At 64.2% G+C, this 21422-nt stretch carries 23 protein-coding genes; 8 read left to right on the top strand and 15 right to left on the bottom strand.

The window, feature by feature from the left end; all coding sequences use genetic code 11:
- Nucleotides 1–62 precede the first annotated feature (62 nt).
- Genes AC07FD_RS04560 through AC07FD_RS04540 form a run of 5 tightly spaced genes read right to left on the bottom strand, consistent with a single transcriptional unit; the run spans nt 63 to nt 5487 of the window.
- On the bottom strand, nt 63–1088 hold the full coding sequence (locus AC07FD_RS04560; RefSeq protein WP_478348832.1) for an ABC transporter substrate-binding protein: 1026 nt from the start codon (nt 1086–1088) through the stop codon (nt 63–65).
- A 52-nt stretch (nt 1089–1140) separates the two neighbouring features.
- A complete protein-coding gene (gene araD1 / locus AC07FD_RS04555; protein WP_478348831.1) occupies nt 1141–2139 on the bottom strand; it encodes an AraD1 family protein in 999 nt (332 codons plus the stop codon).
- Between the two features lie 32 nt (nt 2140–2171).
- Nucleotides 2172–2951 carry an SDR family NAD(P)-dependent oxidoreductase gene (locus AC07FD_RS04550; RefSeq protein ID WP_478348830.1) on the bottom strand — a complete coding sequence of 260 codons (780 nt, stop codon included), beginning with the start codon at nt 2949–2951 and terminating at the stop codon, nt 2172–2174.
- Between the two features lie 11 nt (nt 2952–2962).
- Entirely contained in the window at nt 2963–4690 is a 1728-nt protein-coding gene (locus tag AC07FD_RS04545; protein ID WP_478348829.1) for an IlvD/Edd family dehydratase, read from the bottom strand.
- Complete coding sequence (locus AC07FD_RS04540) at nt 4687–5487, bottom strand: FadR/GntR family transcriptional regulator (protein ID WP_478348828.1); 801 nt, start codon at nt 5485–5487, stop codon at nt 4687–4689. Before AC07FD_RS04540 ends, AC07FD_RS04545 begins: the two co-directional genes overlap by 4 nt.
- 52 nt (nt 5488–5539) lie before the next feature.
- Between AC07FD_RS04540 and AC07FD_RS04535 the strand changes: the two genes are divergently transcribed.
- Nucleotides 5540–6463: an aldose 1-epimerase gene (locus tag AC07FD_RS04535; protein WP_478348827.1), complete on the top strand. Its 924-nt coding sequence runs from the start codon at nt 5540–5542 to the stop codon at nt 6461–6463.
- Nucleotides 6464–6481: 18 nt separating this feature from the next.
- On the opposite strand, the gene AC07FD_RS04530 is transcribed toward AC07FD_RS04535, so the two are convergent.
- The 8 genes from AC07FD_RS04530 to pcaQ all read right to left on the bottom strand — a co-directional run bounded on the left by AC07FD_RS04530 (nt 6482) and on the right by pcaQ (nt 14569).
- Nucleotides 6482–7927: an aldehyde dehydrogenase gene (locus AC07FD_RS04530; protein WP_478348826.1), complete on the bottom strand. Its 1446-nt coding sequence runs from the start codon at nt 7925–7927 to the stop codon at nt 6482–6484.
- 39 nt (nt 7928–7966) lie between these two features.
- Complete coding sequence (locus AC07FD_RS04525) at nt 7967–8752, bottom strand: coniferyl-alcohol dehydrogenase (protein WP_478348932.1); 786 nt, start codon at nt 8750–8752, stop codon at nt 7967–7969.
- Between the two features lie 2 nt (nt 8753–8754).
- Nucleotides 8755–9819 (bottom strand): branched-chain amino acid ABC transporter permease, encoded by a 1065-nt coding sequence (locus tag AC07FD_RS04520; RefSeq protein WP_478348825.1) that lies wholly within the window; start codon nt 9817–9819, stop codon nt 8755–8757.
- Nucleotides 9816–10706: a branched-chain amino acid ABC transporter permease gene (locus AC07FD_RS04515; RefSeq protein WP_478348824.1), complete on the bottom strand. Its 891-nt coding sequence runs from the start codon at nt 10704–10706 to the stop codon at nt 9816–9818. The genes AC07FD_RS04520 and AC07FD_RS04515 overlap by 4 nt, the downstream gene beginning before the upstream one ends.
- Nucleotides 10703–11431: an ABC transporter ATP-binding protein gene (locus tag AC07FD_RS04510; RefSeq protein ID WP_478348823.1), complete on the bottom strand. Its 729-nt coding sequence runs from the start codon at nt 11429–11431 to the stop codon at nt 10703–10705. Before AC07FD_RS04510 ends, AC07FD_RS04515 begins: the two co-directional genes overlap by 4 nt.
- Complete coding sequence (locus AC07FD_RS04505) at nt 11428–12171, bottom strand: ABC transporter ATP-binding protein (RefSeq protein WP_478348931.1); 744 nt, start codon at nt 12169–12171, stop codon at nt 11428–11430. Before AC07FD_RS04505 ends, AC07FD_RS04510 begins: the two co-directional genes overlap by 4 nt.
- A 21-nt stretch (nt 12172–12192) precedes the next feature.
- A complete protein-coding gene (locus AC07FD_RS04500) occupies nt 12193–13509 on the bottom strand; it encodes an ABC transporter substrate-binding protein (protein WP_478348822.1) in 1317 nt (438 codons plus the stop codon).
- Between the two features lie 142 nt (nt 13510–13651).
- Nucleotides 13652–14569, bottom strand: coding sequence for a pca operon transcription factor PcaQ (pcaQ, locus tag AC07FD_RS04495; RefSeq protein ID WP_478348821.1), 918 nt, complete (start codon nt 14567–14569; stop codon nt 13652–13654).
- A 93-nt stretch (nt 14570–14662) separates the two neighbouring features.
- Here pcaQ and pcaD point away from each other — a divergent pair, with 93 nt between their 5' ends.
- Genes pcaD through pobA form a run of 6 tightly spaced genes read left to right on the top strand, consistent with a single transcriptional unit; the run spans nt 14663 to nt 19523 of the window.
- Nucleotides 14663–15472: a 3-oxoadipate enol-lactonase gene (gene pcaD / locus AC07FD_RS04490; protein ID WP_477300834.1), complete on the top strand. Its 810-nt coding sequence runs from the start codon at nt 14663–14665 to the stop codon at nt 15470–15472.
- A complete protein-coding gene (gene pcaC / locus AC07FD_RS04485) occupies nt 15465–15872 on the top strand; it encodes a 4-carboxymuconolactone decarboxylase (RefSeq protein WP_478348820.1) in 408 nt (135 codons plus the stop codon). The genes pcaD and pcaC overlap by 8 nt, the downstream gene beginning before the upstream one ends.
- Nucleotides 15862–16617, top strand: a complete 756-nt coding sequence (pcaH, locus tag AC07FD_RS04480) for a protocatechuate 3,4-dioxygenase subunit beta (protein WP_478348819.1) — start codon at nt 15862–15864, stop codon at nt 16615–16617. Before pcaC ends, pcaH begins: the two co-directional genes overlap by 11 nt.
- The gene (gene pcaG / locus AC07FD_RS04475; protein ID WP_478348818.1) at nt 16617–17231 is read left to right on the top strand and encodes a protocatechuate 3,4-dioxygenase subunit alpha; all 615 of its coding nucleotides are present in this window, start codon (nt 16617–16619) and stop codon (nt 17229–17231) included. Before pcaH ends, pcaG begins: the two co-directional genes overlap by 1 nt.
- Before the next feature lie 12 nt (nt 17232–17243).
- Nucleotides 17244–18296 carry a 3-carboxy-cis,cis-muconate cycloisomerase gene (locus tag AC07FD_RS04470; protein ID WP_478348817.1) on the top strand — a complete coding sequence of 351 codons (1053 nt, stop codon included), beginning with the start codon at nt 17244–17246 and terminating at the stop codon, nt 18294–18296.
- A gap of 54 nt (nt 18297–18350) precedes the next feature.
- Complete coding sequence (gene pobA / locus AC07FD_RS04465) at nt 18351–19523, top strand: 4-hydroxybenzoate 3-monooxygenase (protein WP_478348930.1); 1173 nt, start codon at nt 18351–18353, stop codon at nt 19521–19523.
- Here pobA and AC07FD_RS04460 read toward each other — a convergent pair.
- Nucleotides 19520–19918, bottom strand: coding sequence for a GFA family protein (locus AC07FD_RS04460; protein WP_478348816.1), 399 nt, complete (start codon nt 19916–19918; stop codon nt 19520–19522). The two genes, pobA and AC07FD_RS04460, sit on opposite strands and share 4 nt — an antisense overlap.
- Before the next feature lie 291 nt (nt 19919–20209).
- On the bottom strand, nt 20210–20683 hold the full coding sequence (locus AC07FD_RS04455; protein WP_478348815.1) for an NUDIX hydrolase: 474 nt from the start codon (nt 20681–20683) through the stop codon (nt 20210–20212).
- A gap of 187 nt (nt 20684–20870) precedes the next feature.
- On the opposite strand from AC07FD_RS04455, the gene AC07FD_RS04450 reads away from it, so the two are divergent.
- On the top strand, nt 20871–21404 hold the full coding sequence (locus tag AC07FD_RS04450) for a sterol desaturase family protein (RefSeq protein ID WP_478348814.1): 534 nt from the start codon (nt 20871–20873) through the stop codon (nt 21402–21404).
- Nucleotides 21405–21422 lie beyond the last annotated feature (18 nt).

The following is a 21422-nucleotide window of genomic DNA, read 5'->3' as shown; positions in this document are numbered from 1 at the left end:
TACGCTTCGGCGGTCCGGAACGTCCGGACCGCCGGGTCCTTCGAAGTCTTCGTGCGGAAAGATCAGGGCGTGGCCTTGATCTCGTTCCACATGTCCGACCGCTTCAGCGGGTCCTCGACATTGTTGAGCCAGACCAGCTTGTCGTTGCCGCCGGCGCTGCCGGTTTCGGTCACCGTGTTGCCGAAACCCGTGCGCTCGGAAAGCTCGCCGCTGACCTTCTTGCTCAGCATGAAGTCGATCCATTTCTCGGCCGCCGCATTGTCGCGGACGCCCTTGGAGATGACCCAGTTGTCGAGCCAGGCAAGCGCGCCCTCGCTCGGATTGACGTAGGCGACATGGGCGCCGATCTTCTGCAGTGCCTTGACCTGCTGCTGGCCATAATTGGCCCAGATCAGTGCCACGTCATTGTTCTGATAGATCTGCTGCGCCTCGTCGGCGGTGGTGTAGAAGCTCAGCACATTGCGCTTGAGTTCGACCAACTTGGCCTTGACCGCCGCCATCTGTTCTTCATTCAGATTGAACGGATCCTTGTAGCCGAGCGTCAGCGCGGTGAACGAGAAATTGTGCTCGCCATTGTCATAGGCCAGAACCTTGCCCTTGTAGGCCGGGTCCCAGAGGACCGACATCGATGTCGGCGCCGGCTTGACCTTGTCGGTGTCGTAGATCAGGCCGATCGAGTCGAAGCAGAACGGAATGCCATAGACCTTGCCGTCCTTGGTGACGCCGCTCACCGCCGTCAGATCGCGGAAGCGCGGCAGCACCTCTTTCTGGTTGGCCAGCTTCGTCACGTCGATCGGCGACACCAGATCGGCCTTGATGTAGCGCTGCAACTGGGCCGTGTTGACGGCGAAGACGTCGAAGTCCTGCCCTTCGCTTCCCTTGATCTTGGCCCAGATCTCGTCATCGCTGCCGATGAAGACGACATCGACGCCGATGCCGGTTGCCGCGGTGAAGTCCTTGACCCAGTCCGGGTCGGCGTAGCCGTCCCAGGCCAGAATCCGAAGGTTCGCTGCCAAGGCTGCCGATGTCATCAAGCCGATGCCGAGGCCGATTGCTGCCATTCTTAGAAACAGTCTTTTCAGTCCCATTTTTAATCTCCCATTGTCGTTCTGATGGACCGCAGTTTCCGGACCTTTACCGTCACAGCTGGGTGACGGCGACCAGTCCCTCGTCCGGCACCGACTCCATCCGGTTGCGCAGTGGCTTGCCGAATGTCTGTGCCTGGATTTCATACTCGTCGCCGGAAGCCGTCTTGATGCCGGAGGCGTAGCTCATCACCGCCGCGCCGAAGAAGTAGGCATGCAGGTCGCCTGCTCTGCGGTGCATCGGGTAGCGGAAATGGAAATGTTCGAGATTGGCGATCGAATGCGACATGTGCGCCTCGCCCGACAGGAACTCTTGCTCCCAGATGACGGCGCCGTCGCGCAGGATGCGGGAATGGCCGCGCACTTCATCGGGCAGGTCGCCGATCAAAAGCTCCGGGCCGATCGAGCAGGAGCGGAGTTTTGAATGGGCGAGATAGAGGTAGTTCTCGGCTTCCGTGACATGGTCGGAGTATTCGTTGCCGAGCGCATAGCCGATGCGATAGGGGCGGCCATCCGGCCCATTGAGATAGAGCCCGACGATTTCGGCCTCTTCCGCGCCGGCGCGCGCGAAGGCCGGCATCGGCAGCGCAGCACCGGGCGGCACGACACAGGTGCCGACGCCCTTGAAGAACCATTCGGGCTGGATTCCGATCTGCCCGGCGGCGGGTTTGCCGCCCTCCAGACCCATGCGAAAGATCTTCAGTGAATCGGATTCCTCGGCGTCCTCGCCATGCGTAAGCACATGCATCTTGTCGCGTGCCGCGGCACTTCCGGTATGGGTCAGGCCCGTGCCGGTGACCAGGAAACGCGCCGGTTCGGGATGATCGACCGGGGCCAGTACGCGGCCATCGCGCAACAGCTCGTCATAGTCGACCGTTGCAGTACCCGTCCGCCTCTCGACAAGTGCGGCGATGGAAACGCCCTCAGCAATTGCCGCTTCGGCAAGTTCCAGCACGGTGCGGGTCTTTTCGAGCGGGTGCAGGTGATTGCCGTCATCGGAGACACGGCCAACCCGCCTGTTGCCATCGGGCATTCTGAACTGAACAAGACGCATGAGGTACCCTTCTTCCCTTGAGGCAGTGCGGGTCACACCCAGCCCGCATCGACGATGAATTGCTGGCTTGTGCACATGCGGCTGTCGTCGGCGGCGAGGAACAGCGCCATGCGCGCAATATCGGAGGGCTGCAGCCGGTCGGGCAGGCACTGCCTCTCCTCGATCTGCCGCTCTCCGGCCGGGTTCAGCCACAGGCGCATCTGGCGCTCGGTCATCACCCAGCCCGGCACCATGCAGTTGACGCGGATGCGCTCGGGGCCGAGCTCACGGGCCAGCGCCCGTGTCATGCCGTAGACAGCGGCTTTCGCGGTGACATAGGCGGGGCAATCGGGATCGCCGACCATCCAGGTGATGGAACCAAAATTGATGATCGAGCCGCCGCCCAGCGAGCCCATCTGCAGGCGTACCGCTTGCGCCGCAAAGAACTGGTGGCGCAGATTGACCGCCATGCGGTCGTCCCAATAGGCGACCGTCACGTCCTTGGTTTGATGGCGGTCATCGTTGCCGGCATTGTTGCACAGAACCTGGATCGGGCCGTTGTGCTGCATCGCTTGCACCGTTGCCGCCTGCAGTTGCTCGACGTTGCGCAGGTCGCAGGCAATGAACAGCGGCGCACGATGTCCATCCGCCGCGATCGCGTCTACCAGGCGCCGGGACGGCTCCTCGGCTAGATCGACAAAGGCAACGCGGCTGCCTTGCGCGCAGAAATGGCGCACCAGGCTTTCGCCGATGCCGCTGCCGCCGCCGGTTATGAAGACGCTGCGATCCTTGAGGCTGGGGTAGGTGGCGTAGCCGCTGATTTCATTCGTCATCGCGCGCCTCACTAGTGGGAATGCCGGGGGATGCCGGCATCGCGCCGACCGACGAGAAAGTCGAAATCGCAGCCCTTGTCGGCCTGCAGAACGCGCTCGACATAGAGGCTCTGGTAGCCGCCTTCGGGCGCCGCCGGCGGCTGCCAGTTGTGTCGGCGGATAGCCAGTTCCTCGTCCGACACCAAAAGCTCCAGGCGCCGGCCGGCCACGTCCAGCTCGATGAGATCGCCATCGCGCACCAGCGCCAGCGCCCCGCCGGCCGCTGCTTCCGGCGCCACATGCAGCACCACGGTGCCGTAGGCGGTGCCGCTCATGCGAGCGTCCGAGATGCGCACCATGTCGGAGACGCCTTGCTTCAGCAGCTTGGCCGGCAGCGGCATGTTGCCGACCTCGGCCATCCCGGGGTAGCCACGCGGTCCGCAGTTCTTCAGCACCATCACTGAAGAGGCGTCGATATCCAGCTCCGGATCGTCGATGCGGGCGTAGTAGTGCTCGATGTTTTCGAAGACGATCGCCTTACCGCGATGCTGCATCAGCTCGGGCGTTGCCGCCGACGGTTTGATGACCGCCCCGTTGGGCGCCAGATTGCCGCGCAGGATCGAGATGCCGCCTTCCCTGGTCAGCGGGTCGCTCAGCGGGCGGATGACCTCGGTGTTGTAGTTGGGCGCGCCGTCGATCAACTCGCCAATAGTCTTGTTGCTGACGGTCATGGCGTCGCGATGAAGAAGCCCCACTTCATCAAGCGACGCCATGACCGCAGCCAGCCCCCCGGCATAGTAGAAATCTTCCATCAGGAACCGGCCCGATGGCATTAAATCGACAATGGTCGGAACGTCGCGGCCAAGGCGGTCCCAGTCATCGAGGCTGAGATCGACGCCGACACGGTTGGCGATGGCGATCAGGTGCAGCACTGCATTGGTCGAGCCGCCGATCGCGCCATTGACGCGAATGGCGTTCTCGAACGCTTGCCTGGTGAGGATCCGCGCAATCGTCACATCCTTGCGGACCAGCTCGACGATCTGGCGTCCGGCCATCTGGGCGAGCACACCACGGCGCGAATCCGCCGCCGGGATCGCGGCATTGTCCGGCATCCCGATGCCGAGCGCCTCCACCATGCTGGCCATGGTCGAAGCCGTGCCCATTGTCATGCAGCTGCCCGCCGACCGGCTCTGGCCCTGTTCGGCGGCCAGGAAATCGGCGACCGGCATGCGGCCGGCCTTCACCTCTTCGGCGAATTTCCAGACATGCGTGCCCGAGCCGATATCTTGTCCGCGGAACTTGCCGTTGAGCATCGGCCCGCCCGAAACGGCGATGGTCGGCAGATTGCATGACGCAGCGCCCATCAGCAGCGCAGGCGTGGTCTTGTCGCAGCCGACCAGCAGGATGACGCCGTCGATAGGATTGCCGCGGATGGATTCCTCGACATCCATGCTGACCAGATTGCGAAACAGCATGGCGGTGGGGCGCATGTTGCTCTCGCCCAATGACATGACCGGAAATTCCAGCGGCAGGCCGCCGGCTTCATAGACGCCACGTTTGACGTGGTCGGCCAGGGCGCGCAGATGCGCGTTGCATGGTGTCAGTTCCGACCAGGTGTTGCAGATGCCGATCACCGGGCGGCCGTCGAAAGCGTCGGCGGGAATGCCTTGGTTCTTCATCCAGCTGCGGTGCATGAAGGCATTCTTGCCTTCGCCGCCGAACCAGGCCTCGGACCGCAGCTTGCGTTTGGTCTCGGTCACGATGCCAGCTCCCGATTGGCGCGGCGCCTGTTGCGGTTCTCGACACTGCGGCGCACGTCTTCCTCGGCATCGTCGATGAGCACCAGCAGCGCCTTTTGCGCGCCGGCGGCATCGCGCGCGGCGATCTTCTCAGCTACTTCCCGGTGCAGCGGCAAAGAGTGGCGCTGTCCTTCCGGATTGTCGTTGGAGAGGCGGAAGCTCATCACCAGCGCGGTTTCGACCAATGCCGCGAGCGAACCGATCAGCTCGTTGCCGGTCATGCGCAGAATGGTCTGGTGGAACAGCAGATCAGGCTTGGCGAAGCGGTCGCCGTCGTCGACAACGGCTTCCATTTCGGCGAGTGCGGCGTTGATCTCGGCGATCTGCGCCGGCGTGGCGCGCTGCGCGGCAAGTGCGGCCGACATCGGCTCGATGGCCCGGCGCAGTTCGAACAGCGCCCGCACATCGTCGGCGCTGACGCCGCTGGCGTAACGCCACGACAGGACGTCCGGGTCGAGGAAGTTCCAGTCGGAGCGGGGACGCACCCTTGTCCCGGTCTTCGGCCGCGATTCGACGAGCCCCTTGCCGGCCAGCACCTTGATCGCCTCGCGCAGCACCGTGCGGCTGACCCCCAGCATCTCGCTGGAATCGTCCGCATTGGGCAGTGCCTCGCCGGGCAGGAAATCGCCCTGCACGATGCGCAACCCGATCTGCTCGACAACCGTCGCATGCAGTGCCGTGGAGCCGCTGGAAACCGCGACGGCGACTCGCGAAGTCCGCGCCGTGCTAAAAGATTTCTTATTCTTCATACTATTCATATGATATGTCTTATAGCCGTGGCGATTGGAGTCAAGGGATGGGGACATGCCGATGACAACGAATTCAGCAGCCGTTGTGGAGCAGCACACAGAGCTGCTTTCGATCAGCGACGGCATTGCGACGGCCGAGATTGCTCCGGCCGCCGGCGGTGCGGTAGCGTCGTATCGCTGGCGGCAAGACGGCTCTGTCGTGGACTTGCTACGCCCGGCCGATCAGGCGGCGATCAGCCGCCGCGATGCCGGCGCCATGGCCTGCTTCCCGCTGGTTCCCTATTCCAACCGCATAAGGGGTGGTCGCTTCGCCTTCGCTGGTCGTACCGTCACACTTCCGACAAGCCCCGATGACCCGCATCATGAGCACGGCCATGGCTGGCGTCGGCCTTGGACAGTCGAGCGGCACGAACCCAGCGCTGTCGTCTTGCGCTATCGCCACGCCGCCGATTCCTGGCCATGGAGCTACGAGGCCGAGCAAGTCATCTCGCTGGCCGATGGCAGGCTGGGCATCATCATCTCGCTGCGCAATCTCTCGGACACGCCGATGCCGGCCGGCTTCGGCCTGCATCCCTATTTCCCGTCGACGCCGTGGACGCATGTCCAGGCGCCGGTGTCCGGCATGTGGGAGACCGATGCGGACATCTTGCCAACCCGCCACGTCCTGCCGCCGGCCGGTGCCAACCCGACCACGGGCTTCGATGTGTCCGAGACGGACTTCGATACCGTCTTCACCGGATGGACGCGCCGGGCCCGGATTTGTTGGCCGGAGCATGGACGGCAACTGGAGATCGAGGCCGAGGTGCCGCTCGATTTCCTCGTTCTCTACACGCCGCCCGGCGAGCCGTTCTTTTGCGCCGAGCCGGTCACCAACATCACCGATGCCTTCAACCGCGACGCGGGCATCGACACCGGCCGCATCGTGCTGGCGCCCGGCCAGCTGCGATCCGCCAGTGTTCGCTTCACGCCCTCACAGGCGGTCTGACCGTCCGAATGAAGGCAGTCAGAACGGATAATGCTGGCCCGGGTCCTCGATCGTCACCCAGCGCAAATCGGTGAACTCGGCGATCGAGGCCTTGCCGCCGAAACGGCCATAGCCCGAGCCCTTGACGCCGCCGAACGGCATTTGTGCCTCGTCGCCGACGGTCGGGCCATTGATATGGCAGATGCCGGCTTCGATGCGCGCGGCGACCGCCATGGCACGCTTGATGTCGCGGCTGAACACGGCTGACGACAGGCCGTATTCGGTGTCGTTGGCGACACGCACGGCCTCGTCCTCGCCCTTGACCCGGATCACCGGCTTGACCGGCCCGAAGGATTCTTCGGCATAGACGCGCATGGCCGGCGTGACGTGGTCGAGCAAGCTCGCTTCCACCACGGTGCCGGTACGCTTGCCGCCGGCGACCAGCCTGGCGCCCTTGGCGACGGCATCGGTGATGAGTTCCTCCATCTTGTCGGCCGCCTGGCTGCTGATCAGCGAGCCCAGCACGACATGGCCGCGTGGATCGCCCGCCGGCAGTTGCGACGTGCGCGCCGCGAGCTTGGAAACGAATTCATCGGCGACCTTTTCGTCGACGATCAGACGCTCGGTCGACATGCAGATCTGGCCCTGATGCATGAAGGCGCCGAAGGTGGCGGCGTTGACCGCCGCGTCGATGTCGGCATCGTCCAGCACCAGCAACGGCGCCTTGCCGCCGAGTTCGAGCAGCGCCGGCTTCAGGTGCCGTCCGGCGAGTTCGGCGATGATCCTTCCGACCTTGGTCGAGCCGGTGAAGTTGACGCGCTTGACTGCAGGATGCGCAACCAGCGCCTCGACGATGCCGGCGGCATCCTTGGGATCGTTGGTGACGACATTGATGACGCCCTTCGGCAGGCCGGCTTCGACCAGCACCTGGCCGATCAGCCGGTGCGTTCCGGGGCACATTTCGGATGCTTTCAGCACGACCGTGTTGCCGCAGGCGATTGGCATGGCGATGGCGCGGGTGCCGAGAATGACCGGGGCATTCCATGGCGCGATGCCGAGGCACACGCCGGCCGGCTGGCGGATCGCCATGGCCAGCGTGCCGGGCTTGTCGGAGGGGATGATCTCGCCCGAGATTTGTGTCGTCATCGCCGCCGCCTCGCGCAGTATGTTGGCGGCCAGCATGACGTTGAAGCCAGCCCACGGGCCGGTCGCGCCTGTCTCTTCCATCATCAGCCGGGTGAACTCGCCGACCTTGGAGGCCATGACGTCGGCCGCTTTGCTCAGCAAGGCGCGGCGCTCACCGGGCCCGGTCTTCGACCAAGCCGGAAAGGCGGCAGCGGCAGCCTCTACCGCGGCATTGGCGTCGGCGATGTTGGCCGCGGCGGCGCGTGTCGCCAGCCTGCCGGTAAACGGGTCCATGCGCTCGAAGGATGCCGCACCCGAGGCAGCCCGTTCGTCGCCGTCGATCAGAAGTCCGATGTCCATGACTGTCTCCATGCTCCCAGTGGAGCGTATTCTCTTGGGTTAGAATCCGAACATTTCGGCATTGATCGATGCTTCGAGGCCGCCATCGACCGGCACGTTGGCGCCGTTGATCCAGCGCGCGCCGTCCGAGCACAGGAACAGCACCACCGGCGCGATGTCGCCGGATGTGCCGGCGCGCCCGACCCTGGCAATGTCGCTGTCGACGCGGGCGTCGCCGAGCACGGTGCGGAACTGCTTCAGGATCGGCGTTTCGACCGGGCCGGGGCTCACTGCGTTGACGCGGATGCCGCGGCGTTTGAACAGATCCTGATGCGCCGCGCGAAACGTCCACAAAAGCAGCAGTTCCTTGGAGACGGGATAGCCTTCCTCGTTCCTGACTGCATGGTCGCAAACCACCTCGGCGACATCCGGAAAACCTTCGATGCCGACCATCGAGGCGGCGCGGTTGAGATTGGCGCGCCAGCCATAGCCGGCGATCGAGGCGACGTTGACGATGGCGCCGCCTTCGCGAAGTCTCGGCGCGAGACCTTCCGAAAGCGCCCGCAGGCCGAAGAAATTGACGGCCAGCGTCGCCGCCGCACCGGTGTTGCCGGAAAGGCCGGCGACATTGCAGAGCGCGTCGATGCGATTCGGCAGCCGCGCGATGAGATCGTCGACGCCGGCCTTGGTGGAGATGTCGGCCTTGACGAAACTGCCGACCGCTGCGGCCGGCTCGCGCACATCGACGCCGATCACATCGGCGCCGAGCTGGCCGGCAAGTTCCGCCGTGCGGGCGCCGATGCCGGAGGCGACACCGGTGATGAGGATCGTCTTGCCGAAGAGCATGGTCATGCCCTTTCCTGATGCATCGTGGTTTGTTGTGGCGAAGGCGTCGCGTCGCCATCGGTGGCAGAACCGGGCAGCCTGACCCGGTAGCCGACCGGCAGCAGGCGCAGGCCAAAACGCTCCTCGATCGTCCCCCACAGGCCGCGCGGCAGGAAGAGCGAGAACAGCACGGCCGTGGCGCCCAGCCCGACCAGGTACCAGACGCCGGTGCCGCCGAACCAGGTCTCGATGAGGAAGAACACCAGCGCGCCGAGAATGGCGCCCTCGAAGGTGCCGATGCCGCCGACCAGCACCATGAAGATCATGTAGGCGGTCCATTGCACGTTGAAGTAGGTTTTCGGCTGGAAGGTGATAGAGGTCGCCAGCCATAGCGCGCCAGCAATGCCGATGCCGAAAGCGGCAAGCACGAACAGCAGCCGCTTGGTGCCGGTGACGCGCACGCCGACCGAGGCGGCGGCGTCCTCATTGTCGCGGATCGCGCGGATCGCGGCGCCCGTGCTGCCGCGCAGCAAGCCAAACAGGATGGCGAGCAGCGCGGTCATCGAGGCCAGCGCCAGCCAGTAGATCGTTGCCCGCCTGGTGCTGGCGTCATAGACGTTGAGCGAGATCAGCGACGTGCCGGTTTCGCCCTGCACCAACCGGTCGAGGTTGACCAGGAGATGCGTCAACGCCGCGATGACCCACATGCCGATGGCGAACTCGCCGTTCTTCAGCCGCAGCATGAACAGCGACAGCGGGATAGACACCACGCCGACGACAATTCCCGAGGCGAACAGTGCCAGGAAGGGGTTGAGGCCGGCATCGGCCAGCCGGATGGCGAAATAGGCGCCGAGCCCGAAGAACACCTGCTGGCCGACCGAGACCAGGCCGCCGAAGCCGGCCAGAGCATTCCACATCGCCGCCAGGATCACATAGATGAACAGTGCGGTCATGCGGTCGACCGCACCGGCCGACAGGAACTGCGGTGCAATCGCCAGCAACGCGATGATCACGGCGACGGCCATCGCGGCGATCCGCGATGTCGCCGTGCCGCGCTCGATGACAGGCATGGTGGCGAGAATGCTCATGACGTCTTCCCGAGGTGCAACAGGCCGCGCAGGCCAAGGCCGGACGCGGACAGCCGCACGAACAGCACGATGAGGAAGACAGCGTGGCCGCCGATCAGAAAACCTTGCGGGTGCACTTGCGCGCCGAGCGTCTGGGCAAGCGCCAGCACGATGCCGCCGACCAGCGTTCCCCACAGCGAACCGGCGCCGCCGATCACCGCCGCCTCGAAGGCAAACAGCAATTGCGGCGCGCCGGCATAGGGATCGAAGGTGGCGCGCATACCAAGGAAAGCGCCGGCCAGACCAACCGTGACCATGGCGATGGCGGCAGCGATGGCATTGGCGCGGCGGGCATCGACACCGACCAGGCCGGCGGTGTCGGGATCCTCGGAAGTGGCGCGGATCGAGCGGCCAAGCCGGGTGCGGGTGAGGAACAATTGCAGCCCGCCCAGTAGGATCACCGCGGTCGCGAACATGATCACGGCAAGCTTGCCGACATAGATGCCGCCTGGCCATTCCCAGGAATCATAGGACAGGCTGCCGATATAGGGCGCCAGCGAACGGGTGTCGGCGCCGAACTGCTCGAACAGCAGATTGTCGATGACGATGGCCAGGCCGAACGTGGTCAGGACCGGCAGCAGCGCGCCACCGCGCGCGCTGCGTTCGAGCAGGAAGCGCTGCAGCGCCCAGCCGATCGCCGCCATCAACGGCAGGACGATGAGCAGGCCGACGAATGGTGAGACATGGAACCGCGAGGCGAGTAACCACAGCGCATAGGCAGCGAACACCGCAAGGCTGCCATGGGCGAGGTTGATGATGCGCATCACCGAAAACATGAACGACAGGCCACAGGCGATCAGCGCGTAGTAGCCGCCGAGAAGGATGCCCTGGATGATCTGGTTGCTCATGCCGGAACGCTCCCGGTGCTTTTCCGGTGCAGACCGAAATAGGCCTTTGTCACCTCGTCGCGCGAAACCTCCTTGCTCGGTCCTTCGAGCGCGACGCGCCCTTCGAGCATGCAGATCACCCTGTCGGATACAGCGAGCGCCCGGTTGAGGTTCTGTTCGACCAGGATGATCGTCGTGCCTGAAGCGATCAGCCCTTGCAATGCGGCGTAGACACGGTCGACGATCAGCGGCGACAGACCGAGCGAAACCTCGTCGAGCAGCAGCAGTTCCGGGTTGCTCATCAAGGCCCGGCCGATCGCCGTCGCCTGCTGCTCGCCGCCCGAGAGGTGGCCCGTCTTGGCATGGCGGCGCGGCTTGAGGTTGGGGAACATCTCGAGCACCTTGTCGACGCTCCAGTCGCCCGACCGGCCGGCGGTCCTGCCGAGCAGGAGGTTCTCCTCGACCGTCATCTGCACGAACAGTCTGCGTCCCTCCGGCACCAGCGCGATGCCCTTGCCGACGCGCCTGTGCGACGGCACGCTGGTGAGATCGGCGCCGTCGAGCAGCACGCGGCCGGCCGCCGGCTGATGGGCGCCGGCGATGGCCCGCAGCAGCGTCGTCTTGCCGGCGCCATTGGCGCCGACCAGCGCCAGCGTCTCGCCGCGTTCGATCGTGAAGCTCACGCCGCGCACCGCCTGCAACAGGCCGTGCCGGACAACCAGGTTCTCGACCGACAGCAGGCTCATTTCGGGCCTCCGCCGAGATAGGCGCGCACGACCTCCGGGTCGGCCATCACCGCTTGTGGCTCGCCGTCGGCGATGATCTTGCCGGCATCCATGCAGATCAGCCGCTCGGCCACCTGCAGCAGGATATGCACGATGTGCTCGATCCAGACGATGCCGATCTTGCGCCGGCGCAATTCCTTGATCGTGTCGACCAGTTCGCCGGCTTCGCCATCGGTCAGTCCGCCGCCGATCTCGTCGAGCAGCAGCAGCGTCGGTCTTGCGGCGAGCGCCCTTGCCAGTTCCAGCCGCTTGCGGTCGAGCAGCCCGAGCGTTTCGGCGCGCCGGTTGGCAACGCCCAGCATGCCGCACAGTTTCAGCGAGCCGAGCGCCTCTTCATAGGCCTCGTCGCGGCCGAGACCGGCGCCGTGCGAGGCGGCGACGAAGACATTCTCGAAGGTGGTCATGCCGCTGAATGGTTTTGGCACCTGGTGCGTGCGCACCAGGCCGAGCCGGCAGCGCTGCGTCTCCGACAGCGGCGTCACGTCGCCGCCCTTGAAGCTGACCGTGCCCGAGCTTGGTGGAAAAGCCCCGGCAAGCACGCTGAGCAGTGTCGTCTTGCCTGCACCATTCGGGCCGACGATGCCGACCGCCTCGTCGGCAGCCATGGTGAAGTCGACGGCATCCAGCACCACAAGTGCGCCGAAGCGCTTGTGGATAGCGGCGGCGGCGAGGATCGCCTGTTGTTGCGGATGGGTCACCAGGCGATCCTCGTCAGCGGTCCATCAGCCGTTGTAAGGCAGAAGCTTGGCTTCGACGGGCACTTTCGGGTCCGTGGCATTCTCGGTCACGACATAGTCGAGCGGGAACTTGGCTCCTTCCTTGGCGGCCACCCATTGCGTGCCGATGATCGGGCCGGGCGAGACATTGGCAACCGGGCCGCTGGTGAAATCGACCTTGCCGATCATCGTCTCGGTCTTGAGCTGGCTCAGCGCCTTGGCCACCGCGGCCTTGTCCTTGGCGTCGCTGCTTGCCTTCAGCGCTTCGAAGCCGGCGTCGAGCAGCGACATCGAGGCGCCGAGCTGCTGCGTCCACTGCTTGCCGCTCGCCGCCCCGTAGCCGTCGGCCAGCTCGGTTCCCGAAACGCCGGTCAGGGGCGACTTGTAGGGGAATGCCTTGTGCCAGTAGGCGGCACTCGAAATCTTCATGCCGAGATCGCCGAGCGCCTCGATATCCGAGGGGAACAGCCCGGTCTTGGCGACCTGGCAGATCTTGATCTGCTTGATCAGGCCTTGCTGTGCCGCCTGGCGCCAGAACGCCGCGAAGTCCGGCGGGATCGGGAAGGAATTGAAGATCTCGACGCCTTCCTGCTTGAACAGCGCGATCTGCGAGGAATAGTCGGTGGTGCCGGTTTCATAGGCGCCGGGATCGACGATGGTGAACCCTTGCTTGGCCAGCAGTGGCGCCAGATTGGCACGGATGGCGTTGCCGTCGGCGTCGTTCGGATACATGACGCCGACCTTCTTGTTAGTCTCGATCAAGTTCCACTGCGAGATGTAGGTCTTGAAGAACTCGCCGACGCCGAAGCCGAAATGATAGGTCCATTTGAACGGCGAGGGCGCGCCGGGCTTGGCGCCGCGGCCGAAGTACCAGGCCTCCCAAGGCATGACTGTCGACAGGCACGGCACCCCTGCGGCTTCGCAGGCGTCGGCCACCGGGTTGATCACCTCGGGCGTCGACACCGCCAGCATCAGGTCGATGGCCTGGTTGTTGATCAGGTCCTTGGCCAACTGGCCGGCCCGCGACGGGTCGGACTGCGTGTCCTGGTCGAGGATTTCGACGCTGTACTTCCTGCCGCCCAAGTCGAGCCCGCCGGCCAGCGCCTTGCGGGCCAGATCGAGCACATAGCCGTCGGTCTGGCCGAACCCGGCGAGCGGCCCGGTGCGCGGGCTGACGAAGCCGACCTTGAGCGTGTTGCCCGCCTGGGCAAACGCGCCGCGGCCGCCAAGCGCGAGCGCCGTGCCGCCGGCAATCGATGTGGCGATGAACTGCCGTCGCGATAGGCCCGGAATTGTGGATCTGCTGCCAATGGCGTGGGTCATATTTTCCTCCCTCTGTGGCTCCTCCATCGTCACAGTGCACCACCGGTTTGGTTCGGTAAAATGATATTTTGCGGTGTTTCATTAACCCCTGGGTTAGGAAACTGCCCGGCTGAGACGACGTCCGGTTGGAATGTCCGAGCCGTCAGCTGCCTTGCCTTGCCGCTTCGCGGATGGTCTGCAGCAGGATGGAGAAGGCCGGCGAGGGCGCGGTATCCGTCCGCATCGTCAGGCCGACCGGGCCCTTGGTTTCCTCGGTGTTGACCGGCAAGGCGACGAAGGCACCGCTGCCCAGTTCATTGGCGACGACGCCGGCCGAAATGATCCAGACGGCATTGCTCTGCCGCAGGAAGGCGCGACCGAACGAGTCCGAGACGGTTTCGATCTCGGTTGCCGGCGCGGTCATGCCGTTGGTGATGAACAGCCGGTCGACGAACGGGCGGATGACGGATTCCCGCGTCGGCATCAGCATCGGGAATTCGTCGAGCCGTGCGAACACGTCCTGCTCGGGATCAAGCAGCGGATGTCCCGCTCGCACCACGAACAGCACCTGTTCGGAGTAGAGGTGCTCGAAGAAGAAGCCGGTCATGTTCTCCGGCGCTGCCAGCCGCCCGACAACGAGATCGAGCGCGCCGGTGCGCAATTGTTCGAGCAGCACCGCGTTCTCGCCGGTGACGATCTTGATCGCCGCCCCGGTGCCCTCCTTGAGGAACAGGGTCATGGCAAGCGGCATCACCCGCGCCGACACCGTCGGCAGCGCGCCGATGCGGATCGGGTGCCGGTTGACCGCCCCATCCTGCCTGACGGAATCGACGCCTTGCTTGAGCGCCGTGATCGCCGTGCCGGCATGGCGAAGGAAGATCTCGCCGATGCGCGTCAGCCTGATGCCGCGGCCATCGCGTTCGACCATCGCGACGCCGAGCGCCTCTTCCAGTTCGCGCAACGTCTTGGTCACCGCCGGTGGGCTGACATGCAGCAAATCGGCCGCTCGCGCCACGCTTCCTTGCCGTGCAACTTCCAGGAATGCCTGCAGGTGACGGAACCGGATGCGGCTCTCGGACATGGATTTGATAACCCCTAAGTTAATGAAACGGCGCAAAATATCATTTTACCGAACCAAATGCCTTGTGCAATGTGGAGATGGAGGATCGAAATCGTGCCATTCGTCACCATCGGCGGCATCACGCTGCATCACCGTCACGTCAGGGCGAACGGCAGTGCGCGCCCGATCGTGTTCATCAATTCGCTCGGCACCGACTTCCGGATCTGGGACGAAATTGTCTCTGCTCTTGATGGGGAAATGCCCTTGCTGGTCTATGACAAGCGCGGCCACGGCCTGTCCGACATCGGCGACATCAGGTCGATCGACGATCATGTCGACGATCTCTCGGCGCTCCTCGATCATTTCGGGTTGGAGAAGGTCGTACTGTGCGGCCTGTCGGTGGGCGGCATGGTCGCGCAAGGCCTCTATGCCCGGCGACCCGAGATCGTCGAGGCCATGATCCTATGCGACACGGCCCACAAGATCGGCACGACGGACAGCTGGAACACGCGCATCGCAACGGTCGAAAGCAAAGGAATCCAGGAGATTGCCGATGGTGTGCTCAAAGTGTGGTTCACCCCCAGCTTCCACGCAACGCGTTCAGCCGAGCTCGACGGCTACTGGAACATGCTGACCAGGCAGGCGCTCGCCGGCTATCTCGGGACATGCGCGGCCGTTCGCGACGCCGATTTCACCGAGGCTGCGCGCCGTATCTCCGTACCGACGCTTTGCATCGCCGGTGATCAGGACGGCTCGACGCCTCCCGATCTTGTCCGCTCGCTGGCCGCTCTCATTCCCGGCGCGCGCTTCGAGATCATCCGCGACGCCGGACATATTCCCTGTGTCGAACAGCCCGAAGCACTTGTCGCCCTGATCCGCCATTTTATCGCATCGCTTGCCCTTGGAGCCGAAACCCATGGATGAAGTCCCCGGCAACACCGCCAGATATCGCGCGGGCCTTGGCGTACGGCGGTCCGTGCTCGGCGATCCGCATGTCGACCGGGCCGAGGTCGCCGTCACCGGTTTCGACCAGCCTTTCCAGGAGCTGATCACCGAGGCCGCCTGGGGGACGGTGTGGGCACGGCCGGGCTTCACCAAGCGCGAGCGCTCGATCGTCACGCTGGCCCTGCTGGCAGCACTCGGCCATGATGAGGAGGTCGCCATGCATGTGCGCGCCACCGCCAACACCGGTGCCTCGCGCGACGACATCTGCGAAGCGTTCCTGCATGTCGCCATCTATGCCGGCGTGCCGGCCGCCAACCGTGCCTTCAAGATCGCCAAGGACGTGTTTTCGGAAATGGACGGAGCCAAGAATGCCCGCTGAGTCCGGATCGAACCGGAAGCCCGAGACCGGCGCCTTCTTCCAGCGCGACCGGACCTGGCATCCGCCGGCGCTGACGCCGAACTACAAGACTTCCGTGTTGCGTTCGCCGCAGAAGGCGCTGCTCGCCTTCGACAACACGCTGTCGGAGATTGCAGGGCCGGTCTTCGGTCACGCTATGCTCGGCGAACTCGATGGCGACCTGATGCACAATTTCGCCAGACCCGGCGAGAGCGCCATCGGCGAGCGCATCATCGTCCACGGGCGGGTGCTCGACGAACGTGGCGTTGGCGTGCCCGGCGCGCTGCTCGAATTCTGGCAGGCCAATGCCGGTGGCCGCTACCGTCACAAGAAGGACGGTTACCTGGCGCCGCTCGACCCGAACTTTGGCGGCTGCGGCCGCGCCATCACCAGTGAGGATGGCGGCTATGCCTTTCGCACCGTCAAGCCCGGTCCCTATCCCTGGCCGAACGGGCCGAACGACTGGCGGCCATCGCACATCCATTTTTCGGTCTTCGGCCATGGCTTCGCGCAACGGCTGATCACGCAGATGTATTTTGAGGGCGACCCGCTGATCTGGCACTGCCCCATCGCGCGCGGCATTCCCGACAAGGCAGCCATCGAAACGCTGATCGCTGCGCTGGACATTCAGGCGACGATCCCCTTCGACGCTCGCGCCTACAAGTTCGACATCGTGCTGCGCGGGCGCCGCTCCTCGCTGTTCGAAAACAGGCTGGAGGGCAATTGATGGCCCAGTCGCTCGACCGGCTCAGGGAAAGCCCCTCGCAAACCGCGGGACCCTACGTCCATATCGGGCTGACGCCCAATTTCTGCGGCATCGGCGGCGTCTACGCGAGCGACCTTGGTGCGGCCATGGTCAACGACAAGACCAGGGGCGAGCGCATCGGCCTGCGCATCCGGGTGCTCGACGGCACCGGCACGCCGCTGAAGGACGCGCTGATCGAGATCTGGCAGGCGGATGCCGACGGGCTATACAATTCGCCGGCGGAACTGCGCGGCACGGCCGATCCGAATTTCCCCGGCTGGGGCCGTTGCCCGACCGACATGGACACCGGCCTGTGCACGTTCGACACCATCAAGCCGGGCCGCGTGGCGTTCAGCGATGGTCGCCTGATGGCGCCGCACATCACGCTCTGGATCGTCGCCCGCGGCATCAATCTCGGCCTGCACACGCGGCTGTATTTTTCCGACGAGGAAGAGGCCAATGCGCAGGATCCGATCCTGGCGCGCATCGAGCACCGCATCCGCGTGCCGACGCTGATCGCCGAGCGCAAGGGCGATATTTATGTCTTCGACGTCCATCTCCAGGGGGAGAAGGAAACGGTCTTCTTCGACAGCTAGGAGGCCCGCGCCATGACCGTTTCGCCCTTCGACCATCCATTGCTCTCCGCACTTCTCGGCGACGAGGAAGCGAGCCGGCATTTTTCCGTCGAAGCGGAAATCGAGGCGATGCTAGCCTTCGAGCGCGCGCTGGCCGAAGTGGAAGCGGAAAGCGGACTGATCACGGGGGAGGCGGCAGCAGCCATCGTGGTGGGGCTTGGGACGTTCCGGCCCGACACCGCCTTGCTGCGCGCCGGTGTCGCCAGGGACGGCGTCATGGTGCCGGAACTGGTGCGCCAGATCAGGGCGGCGGTCGGCGAACCGCATGGTGCCTCCGTTCATTTCGGCGCGACCAGCCAGGATGTCGTCGACACAGGCCTGATGCTTCGGCTCAAATCCGTCGTCGAACATCTTGGCCTCCTGTTAACCGAAACCGGCATGCGCTTCGCCTCGCTCGAAGAGCGCTTCGGGGGCAGGGCGCTGACCGGGATCACCCGCATGCAGAAGGCTATTCCCATCCGGGTATCAAATCGCGTGGCAGCATGGCGGGCGCCGCTGCAACGACACCAGGAGAGGCTGGCGGAACAGTCGAGGCGCCTGTTGGTGGTGCAGTTTGGCGGCGCTGCCGGCACGCTGGAAAAGCTAGATGACAAGGGGCTGGCGGTGCGCGCGGGCCTTGCGGCAAAGCTTGGCCTTGCCGATGCGCCGCAATGGCATAGCCAGCGCGATTCGCTCGCCGATTTCGCCGGCTGGTTGTCGCTGGTGACGGGCAGCCTCGGCAAGTTTGGCCAGGACATTGCCTTGATGGCGCAAGGCGGCGCCGACATCGAACTCTCTGGCGGTGGCGGCTCGTCGGCCATGCCGCACAAGCAGAATCCGGTAAAGGCCGAGGCGCTGGTGGCGCTTGCCCGTTTCAACGCCACGCAGCTTTCCGGCATACATCAGGCGCTGGTGCATGAGCAGGAGCGCTCCGGTGCTGCCTGGACGCTGGAATGGCTGCTGCTGCCGCAGATGGTGGTGGCGACAGCCGCGTCGCTGCGCCTTGCCGCCGAACTGGCCGGGCAGGTCGAAAGCCTGGGACGCTGATGCATGTCGCCCAAAAGTGCGCAGCGGTTTTGGGATAACGACATGCACAAGAACATGCGCACGCAGATCCTCATTGTCGGGTCCGGACCGTCCGGCCTGCTGCTTGGCCAGCTTCTCGGCACGATCGGCATCGAGACGGTCATTCTGGAGCGCGCCAGCCGCGAGCATGTGCTCGGCCGCGTGCGCGCCGGTGTGCTCGAACAGGGTACCGTCGAACTGCTGGAGGAAGCGGGTGCCGCGGCACGGCTGCACGCCGAAGGGCTGCCGCATTCCGGCATCTCGCTCGCCTTCGACGGACGCCTGCACCGCATCGACATCGAGGCGCTGACCGGCGGCAGGCATGTCACCGTCTACGGCCAGACCGAAGTGACGCATGATCTGATGGACAAGCGCGATGCGGCAGGACTGACCACGATCTACGAGGCGGCAAACGTCACGCTGCACGATTTCGACGGCAAGGCGCCTTTTGCCACCTATGACAAGGACGGCGTCACCCATCGCATCGAGTGCGATTTTATTGCAGGCTGTGACGGCTATCATGGCGTCAGCCGCAAATCGGTGCCTGAGCGCGCGCTGAAGACCTTCGAGCGCCACTATCCGTTCGGTTGGCTCGGCGTGCTGGCCGAAGTGCCGCCGGCCGACCACGAACTGGTCTACGCCAACCATGAGCGGGGTTTTGCGCTGTGCTCGATGCGCTCGACGCATCGCAGCCGCTACTATGTCCAGTGCCCCGAGGGCGACCGCGTCGAGGCGTGGTCGGACGACCGCTTCTGGGATGAGTTGCGTCGCCGTCTGCCGGAACAGACGGCGGCAAGCGTGGTCACCGGGCCTTCCTTCGAGAAGTCGATCGCGCCCCTGCGCTCCTTCGTTGCCGAGCCACTGCGTTTCGGCCGGATGTTCCTGGTCGGGGACGCCGCCCACATCGTGCCGCCGACCGGCGCCAAGGGCCTCAACCTCGCCGCCAGCGATGTGCGCTATTTGTTTGCCGGTTTGCGCGACTTCTACCGCGACAAATCGATGGCCGGCATCGACGCCTATTCAGGCAAGGCGTTGGCAAGGGTGTGGAAGGCGGTACGCTTCTCCTGGTGGATGACGACGATGCTGCACCGCTTTCCCGACACCGGCGATTTCGGCCAGCGCATCCAGGAGGCCGAGCTCGACTACCTCGTACACTCGCGTGCAGCGTCGACTGCGCTCGCCGAGAACTATGTCGGCCTGCCTTACTAGTTTTTCGTATAGTCAGGCCCAAACCGTGTCGGCAGGCCGTCGGCGAGTTTCAACCAAGGGAGCTTCTCCTCAAAAGCGACATGCAGCGTGGGTGCAAATTTTTCCGGCTCCTCCATCGCTGCGGCAAAAAAATGCATGACACCGGACATGTTCTTTGAGCGGAAGGACAGCGGCGAGCCACATTTATCGCAAAATGTTCTTTCCACACCGGGAGAAGAGTTGAATACCTTCGGTGGCTTGCCCAGCCATCGCCATTGGCTGTCCAAGACGCCAATGTAGGTGGTCATCGGCGCAGAACATTGCCGCCGACAACTTTCGCAATGACAGCTCACGCATGCTTGTGCCGGGCCATCGACTTCAAAAGCAATAGCGCCACATAAGCAATGACCGCGCATGCAAATTCTCCTTGAGTCAACTGACCTGACCAATAATTTGTACCGGGAGCAGTAAGAGAGTCGCCATGAGATACGCCGAGCTGGCGCTCAATTGCGACATTCGGCGCTAGTGATTGTTCTCGCGTGCGCGGGGAGTTGTTTTGGCCTTGGCGGCCATCAGATTGGCGCTTCGCCTTTATGAGTCCGCGGCCTGATGCAGGTCGCCCAAAAGTGGTCCCGGTCTTGGGACAACGACATGCATAAAACATAGCCTCAAAGCGCGGCGCGCTATAAGGGCCGCACCGCCGGCGATCATCGTTCAGCGTCTTTTTGCCTGGCAAGATCCGACAGCATCGGTCGCTGCCCCTTGAGGATCTTGACCTCGGCCTCGGGCAAGGCGAACCAGCCGGCTCTGTCGACTTCCGGGAATTCCTTCATCGATCCCGACCTTGGCGGCCACTCCATGGTGAAGGTGTTGCTCCTGATGGCTGCCACATCGATGTCGATACGCGCCTCGACGGACCACGCCACGACGATCTTTCCACCCGGCTGCCTGTAGTCGCCGAGCCGCGTGAAGGGACCATCGACCTTGATGCCGAGCTCTTCCTCGGTCTCGCGTCGCGCCGCCGTCAACTCGTCCTCGTTCTCATCGACGAGGCCCTTCGGTATCGACCACGCGCCATCGTCCTTCTTCGCCCAGAACGGTCCGCCCGGATGAACCAGCAGCACCCGAAGACCGCCGTCGTCTTGGCGGTAGATCAGCAACCCCGCACTACGTTTTGCCATTTTTTAATGTCCGTTTGTAAAGCTGATTGCGAAGGCGGCGGTCCACCGATTCCCTGGTCATGGGCGCCGACCTTGCGCCGAATGATTGCGACGCTATGTCAGGTGCGACTGCATTGCTCCTCTTCCGCGAGTCCGGCAATCTGACCATCGCTTATTTGGCGGCTCGAAGGCTAGATGAGGCGTGACGATGCAACTCGGTCTTATTGGCTACTACAGCGACTTCGTGGTGTATCCGCTGGTGATCGCCGTGCTGGCAGTGGCCGGGCTGATCGAGGCCGGCGAAGACAATGCGCCGGGCTGGATAGTCACTGTCGTCGCCTGCCTCTTGCTCTGGACGTTGACCGAATACGTCCTGCACAGGTTCGTCCTGCACCACATCCCCTACATCAAGGACCTGCATGATCGTCACCATGTCGAAGAGCGCAGTTCGGTGGGCACGCCGACCTGGCTCAGCCTTGGAGTGCATGCGCTGGTCGCGTTTTTCCCGGTCTGGATGATTTCAGGTTTCGCCGCCGCAAGCGCGGTAAGTTGCGGGCTGATGCTGGGCTACCTCTGGTACATCAGCGTCCATCACATGATCCATCATTGGCATCCCTCCCATCCGAGTTATCTCTACACACTCAAGCGCCGCCACGCCGTGCATCATCATGTCGACGAAACGGTCAATTTCGGTGTCACGTCCATATTCTGGGATCGTGTTTTCGGCACGGCGCGGCTCTGAAGCCAGGGGCACGTGCAT

It is taken from the genome of Mesorhizobium waitakense, assembly GCF_056431085.1.
Note: the sequence above shows the minus strand (reverse complement) of the source record. Positions and strands in the feature narration are given on the sequence as shown.

Excerpts from the sequence above, each read along its gene's own strand:
- AC07FD_RS04540 (WP_478348828.1), bottom strand. The coding sequence starts at position 5,487 with ATGAATAGTATGAAGAATAAGAAATCTTTTAGCACGGCGCGGACTTCG.
- pcaG (WP_478348818.1), top strand. The coding sequence starts at position 16,617 with ATGGCCCAGTCGCTCGACCGGCTCAGGGAAAGCCCCTCGCAAACCGCG.
- pcaH (WP_478348819.1), top strand. The coding sequence starts at position 15,862 with ATGCCCGCTGAGTCCGGATCGAACCGGAAGCCCGAGACCGGCGCCTTC.
- pcaQ (WP_478348821.1), bottom strand. The coding sequence starts at position 14,569 with ATGTCCGAGAGCCGCATCCGGTTCCGTCACCTGCAGGCATTCCTGGAA.
- AC07FD_RS04470 (WP_478348817.1), top strand. The coding sequence starts at position 17,244 with ATGACCGTTTCGCCCTTCGACCATCCATTGCTCTCCGCACTTCTCGGC.
- AC07FD_RS04550 (WP_478348830.1), bottom strand. The coding sequence starts at position 2,951 with ATGACGAATGAAATCAGCGGCTACGCCACCTACCCCAGCCTCAAGGAT.
- pobA (WP_478348930.1), top strand. The coding sequence starts at position 18,351 with ATGCGCACGCAGATCCTCATTGTCGGGTCCGGACCGTCCGGCCTGCTG.
- AC07FD_RS04525 (WP_478348932.1), bottom strand. The coding sequence starts at position 8,752 with ATGCTCTTCGGCAAGACGATCCTCATCACCGGTGTCGCCTCCGGCATC.
- AC07FD_RS04530 (WP_478348826.1), bottom strand. The coding sequence starts at position 7,927 with ATGGACATCGGACTTCTGATCGACGGCGACGAACGGGCTGCCTCGGGT.
- araD1 (WP_478348831.1), bottom strand. The coding sequence starts at position 2,139 with ATGCGTCTTGTTCAGTTCAGAATGCCCGATGGCAACAGGCGGGTTGGC.
- AC07FD_RS04460 (WP_478348816.1), bottom strand. The coding sequence starts at position 19,918 with ATGCGCGGTCATTGCTTATGTGGCGCTATTGCTTTTGAAGTCGATGGC.
- AC07FD_RS04450 (WP_478348814.1), top strand. The coding sequence starts at position 20,871 with ATGCAACTCGGTCTTATTGGCTACTACAGCGACTTCGTGGTGTATCCG.
- AC07FD_RS04515 (WP_478348824.1), bottom strand. The coding sequence starts at position 10,706 with ATGAGCAACCAGATCATCCAGGGCATCCTTCTCGGCGGCTACTACGCG.
- pcaC (WP_478348820.1), top strand. The coding sequence starts at position 15,465 with ATGGATGAAGTCCCCGGCAACACCGCCAGATATCGCGCGGGCCTTGGC.
- AC07FD_RS04535 (WP_478348827.1), top strand. The coding sequence starts at position 5,540 with ATGACAACGAATTCAGCAGCCGTTGTGGAGCAGCACACAGAGCTGCTT.
- AC07FD_RS04455 (WP_478348815.1), bottom strand. The coding sequence starts at position 20,683 with ATGGCAAAACGTAGTGCGGGGTTGCTGATCTACCGCCAAGACGACGGC.
- AC07FD_RS04500 (WP_478348822.1), bottom strand. The coding sequence starts at position 13,509 with ATGACCCACGCCATTGGCAGCAGATCCACAATTCCGGGCCTATCGCGA.
- AC07FD_RS04560 (WP_478348832.1), bottom strand. The coding sequence starts at position 1,088 with ATGGGACTGAAAAGACTGTTTCTAAGAATGGCAGCAATCGGCCTCGGC.
- AC07FD_RS04520 (WP_478348825.1), bottom strand. The coding sequence starts at position 9,819 with ATGAGCATTCTCGCCACCATGCCTGTCATCGAGCGCGGCACGGCGACA.
- AC07FD_RS04510 (WP_478348823.1), bottom strand. The coding sequence starts at position 11,431 with ATGAGCCTGCTGTCGGTCGAGAACCTGGTTGTCCGGCACGGCCTGTTG.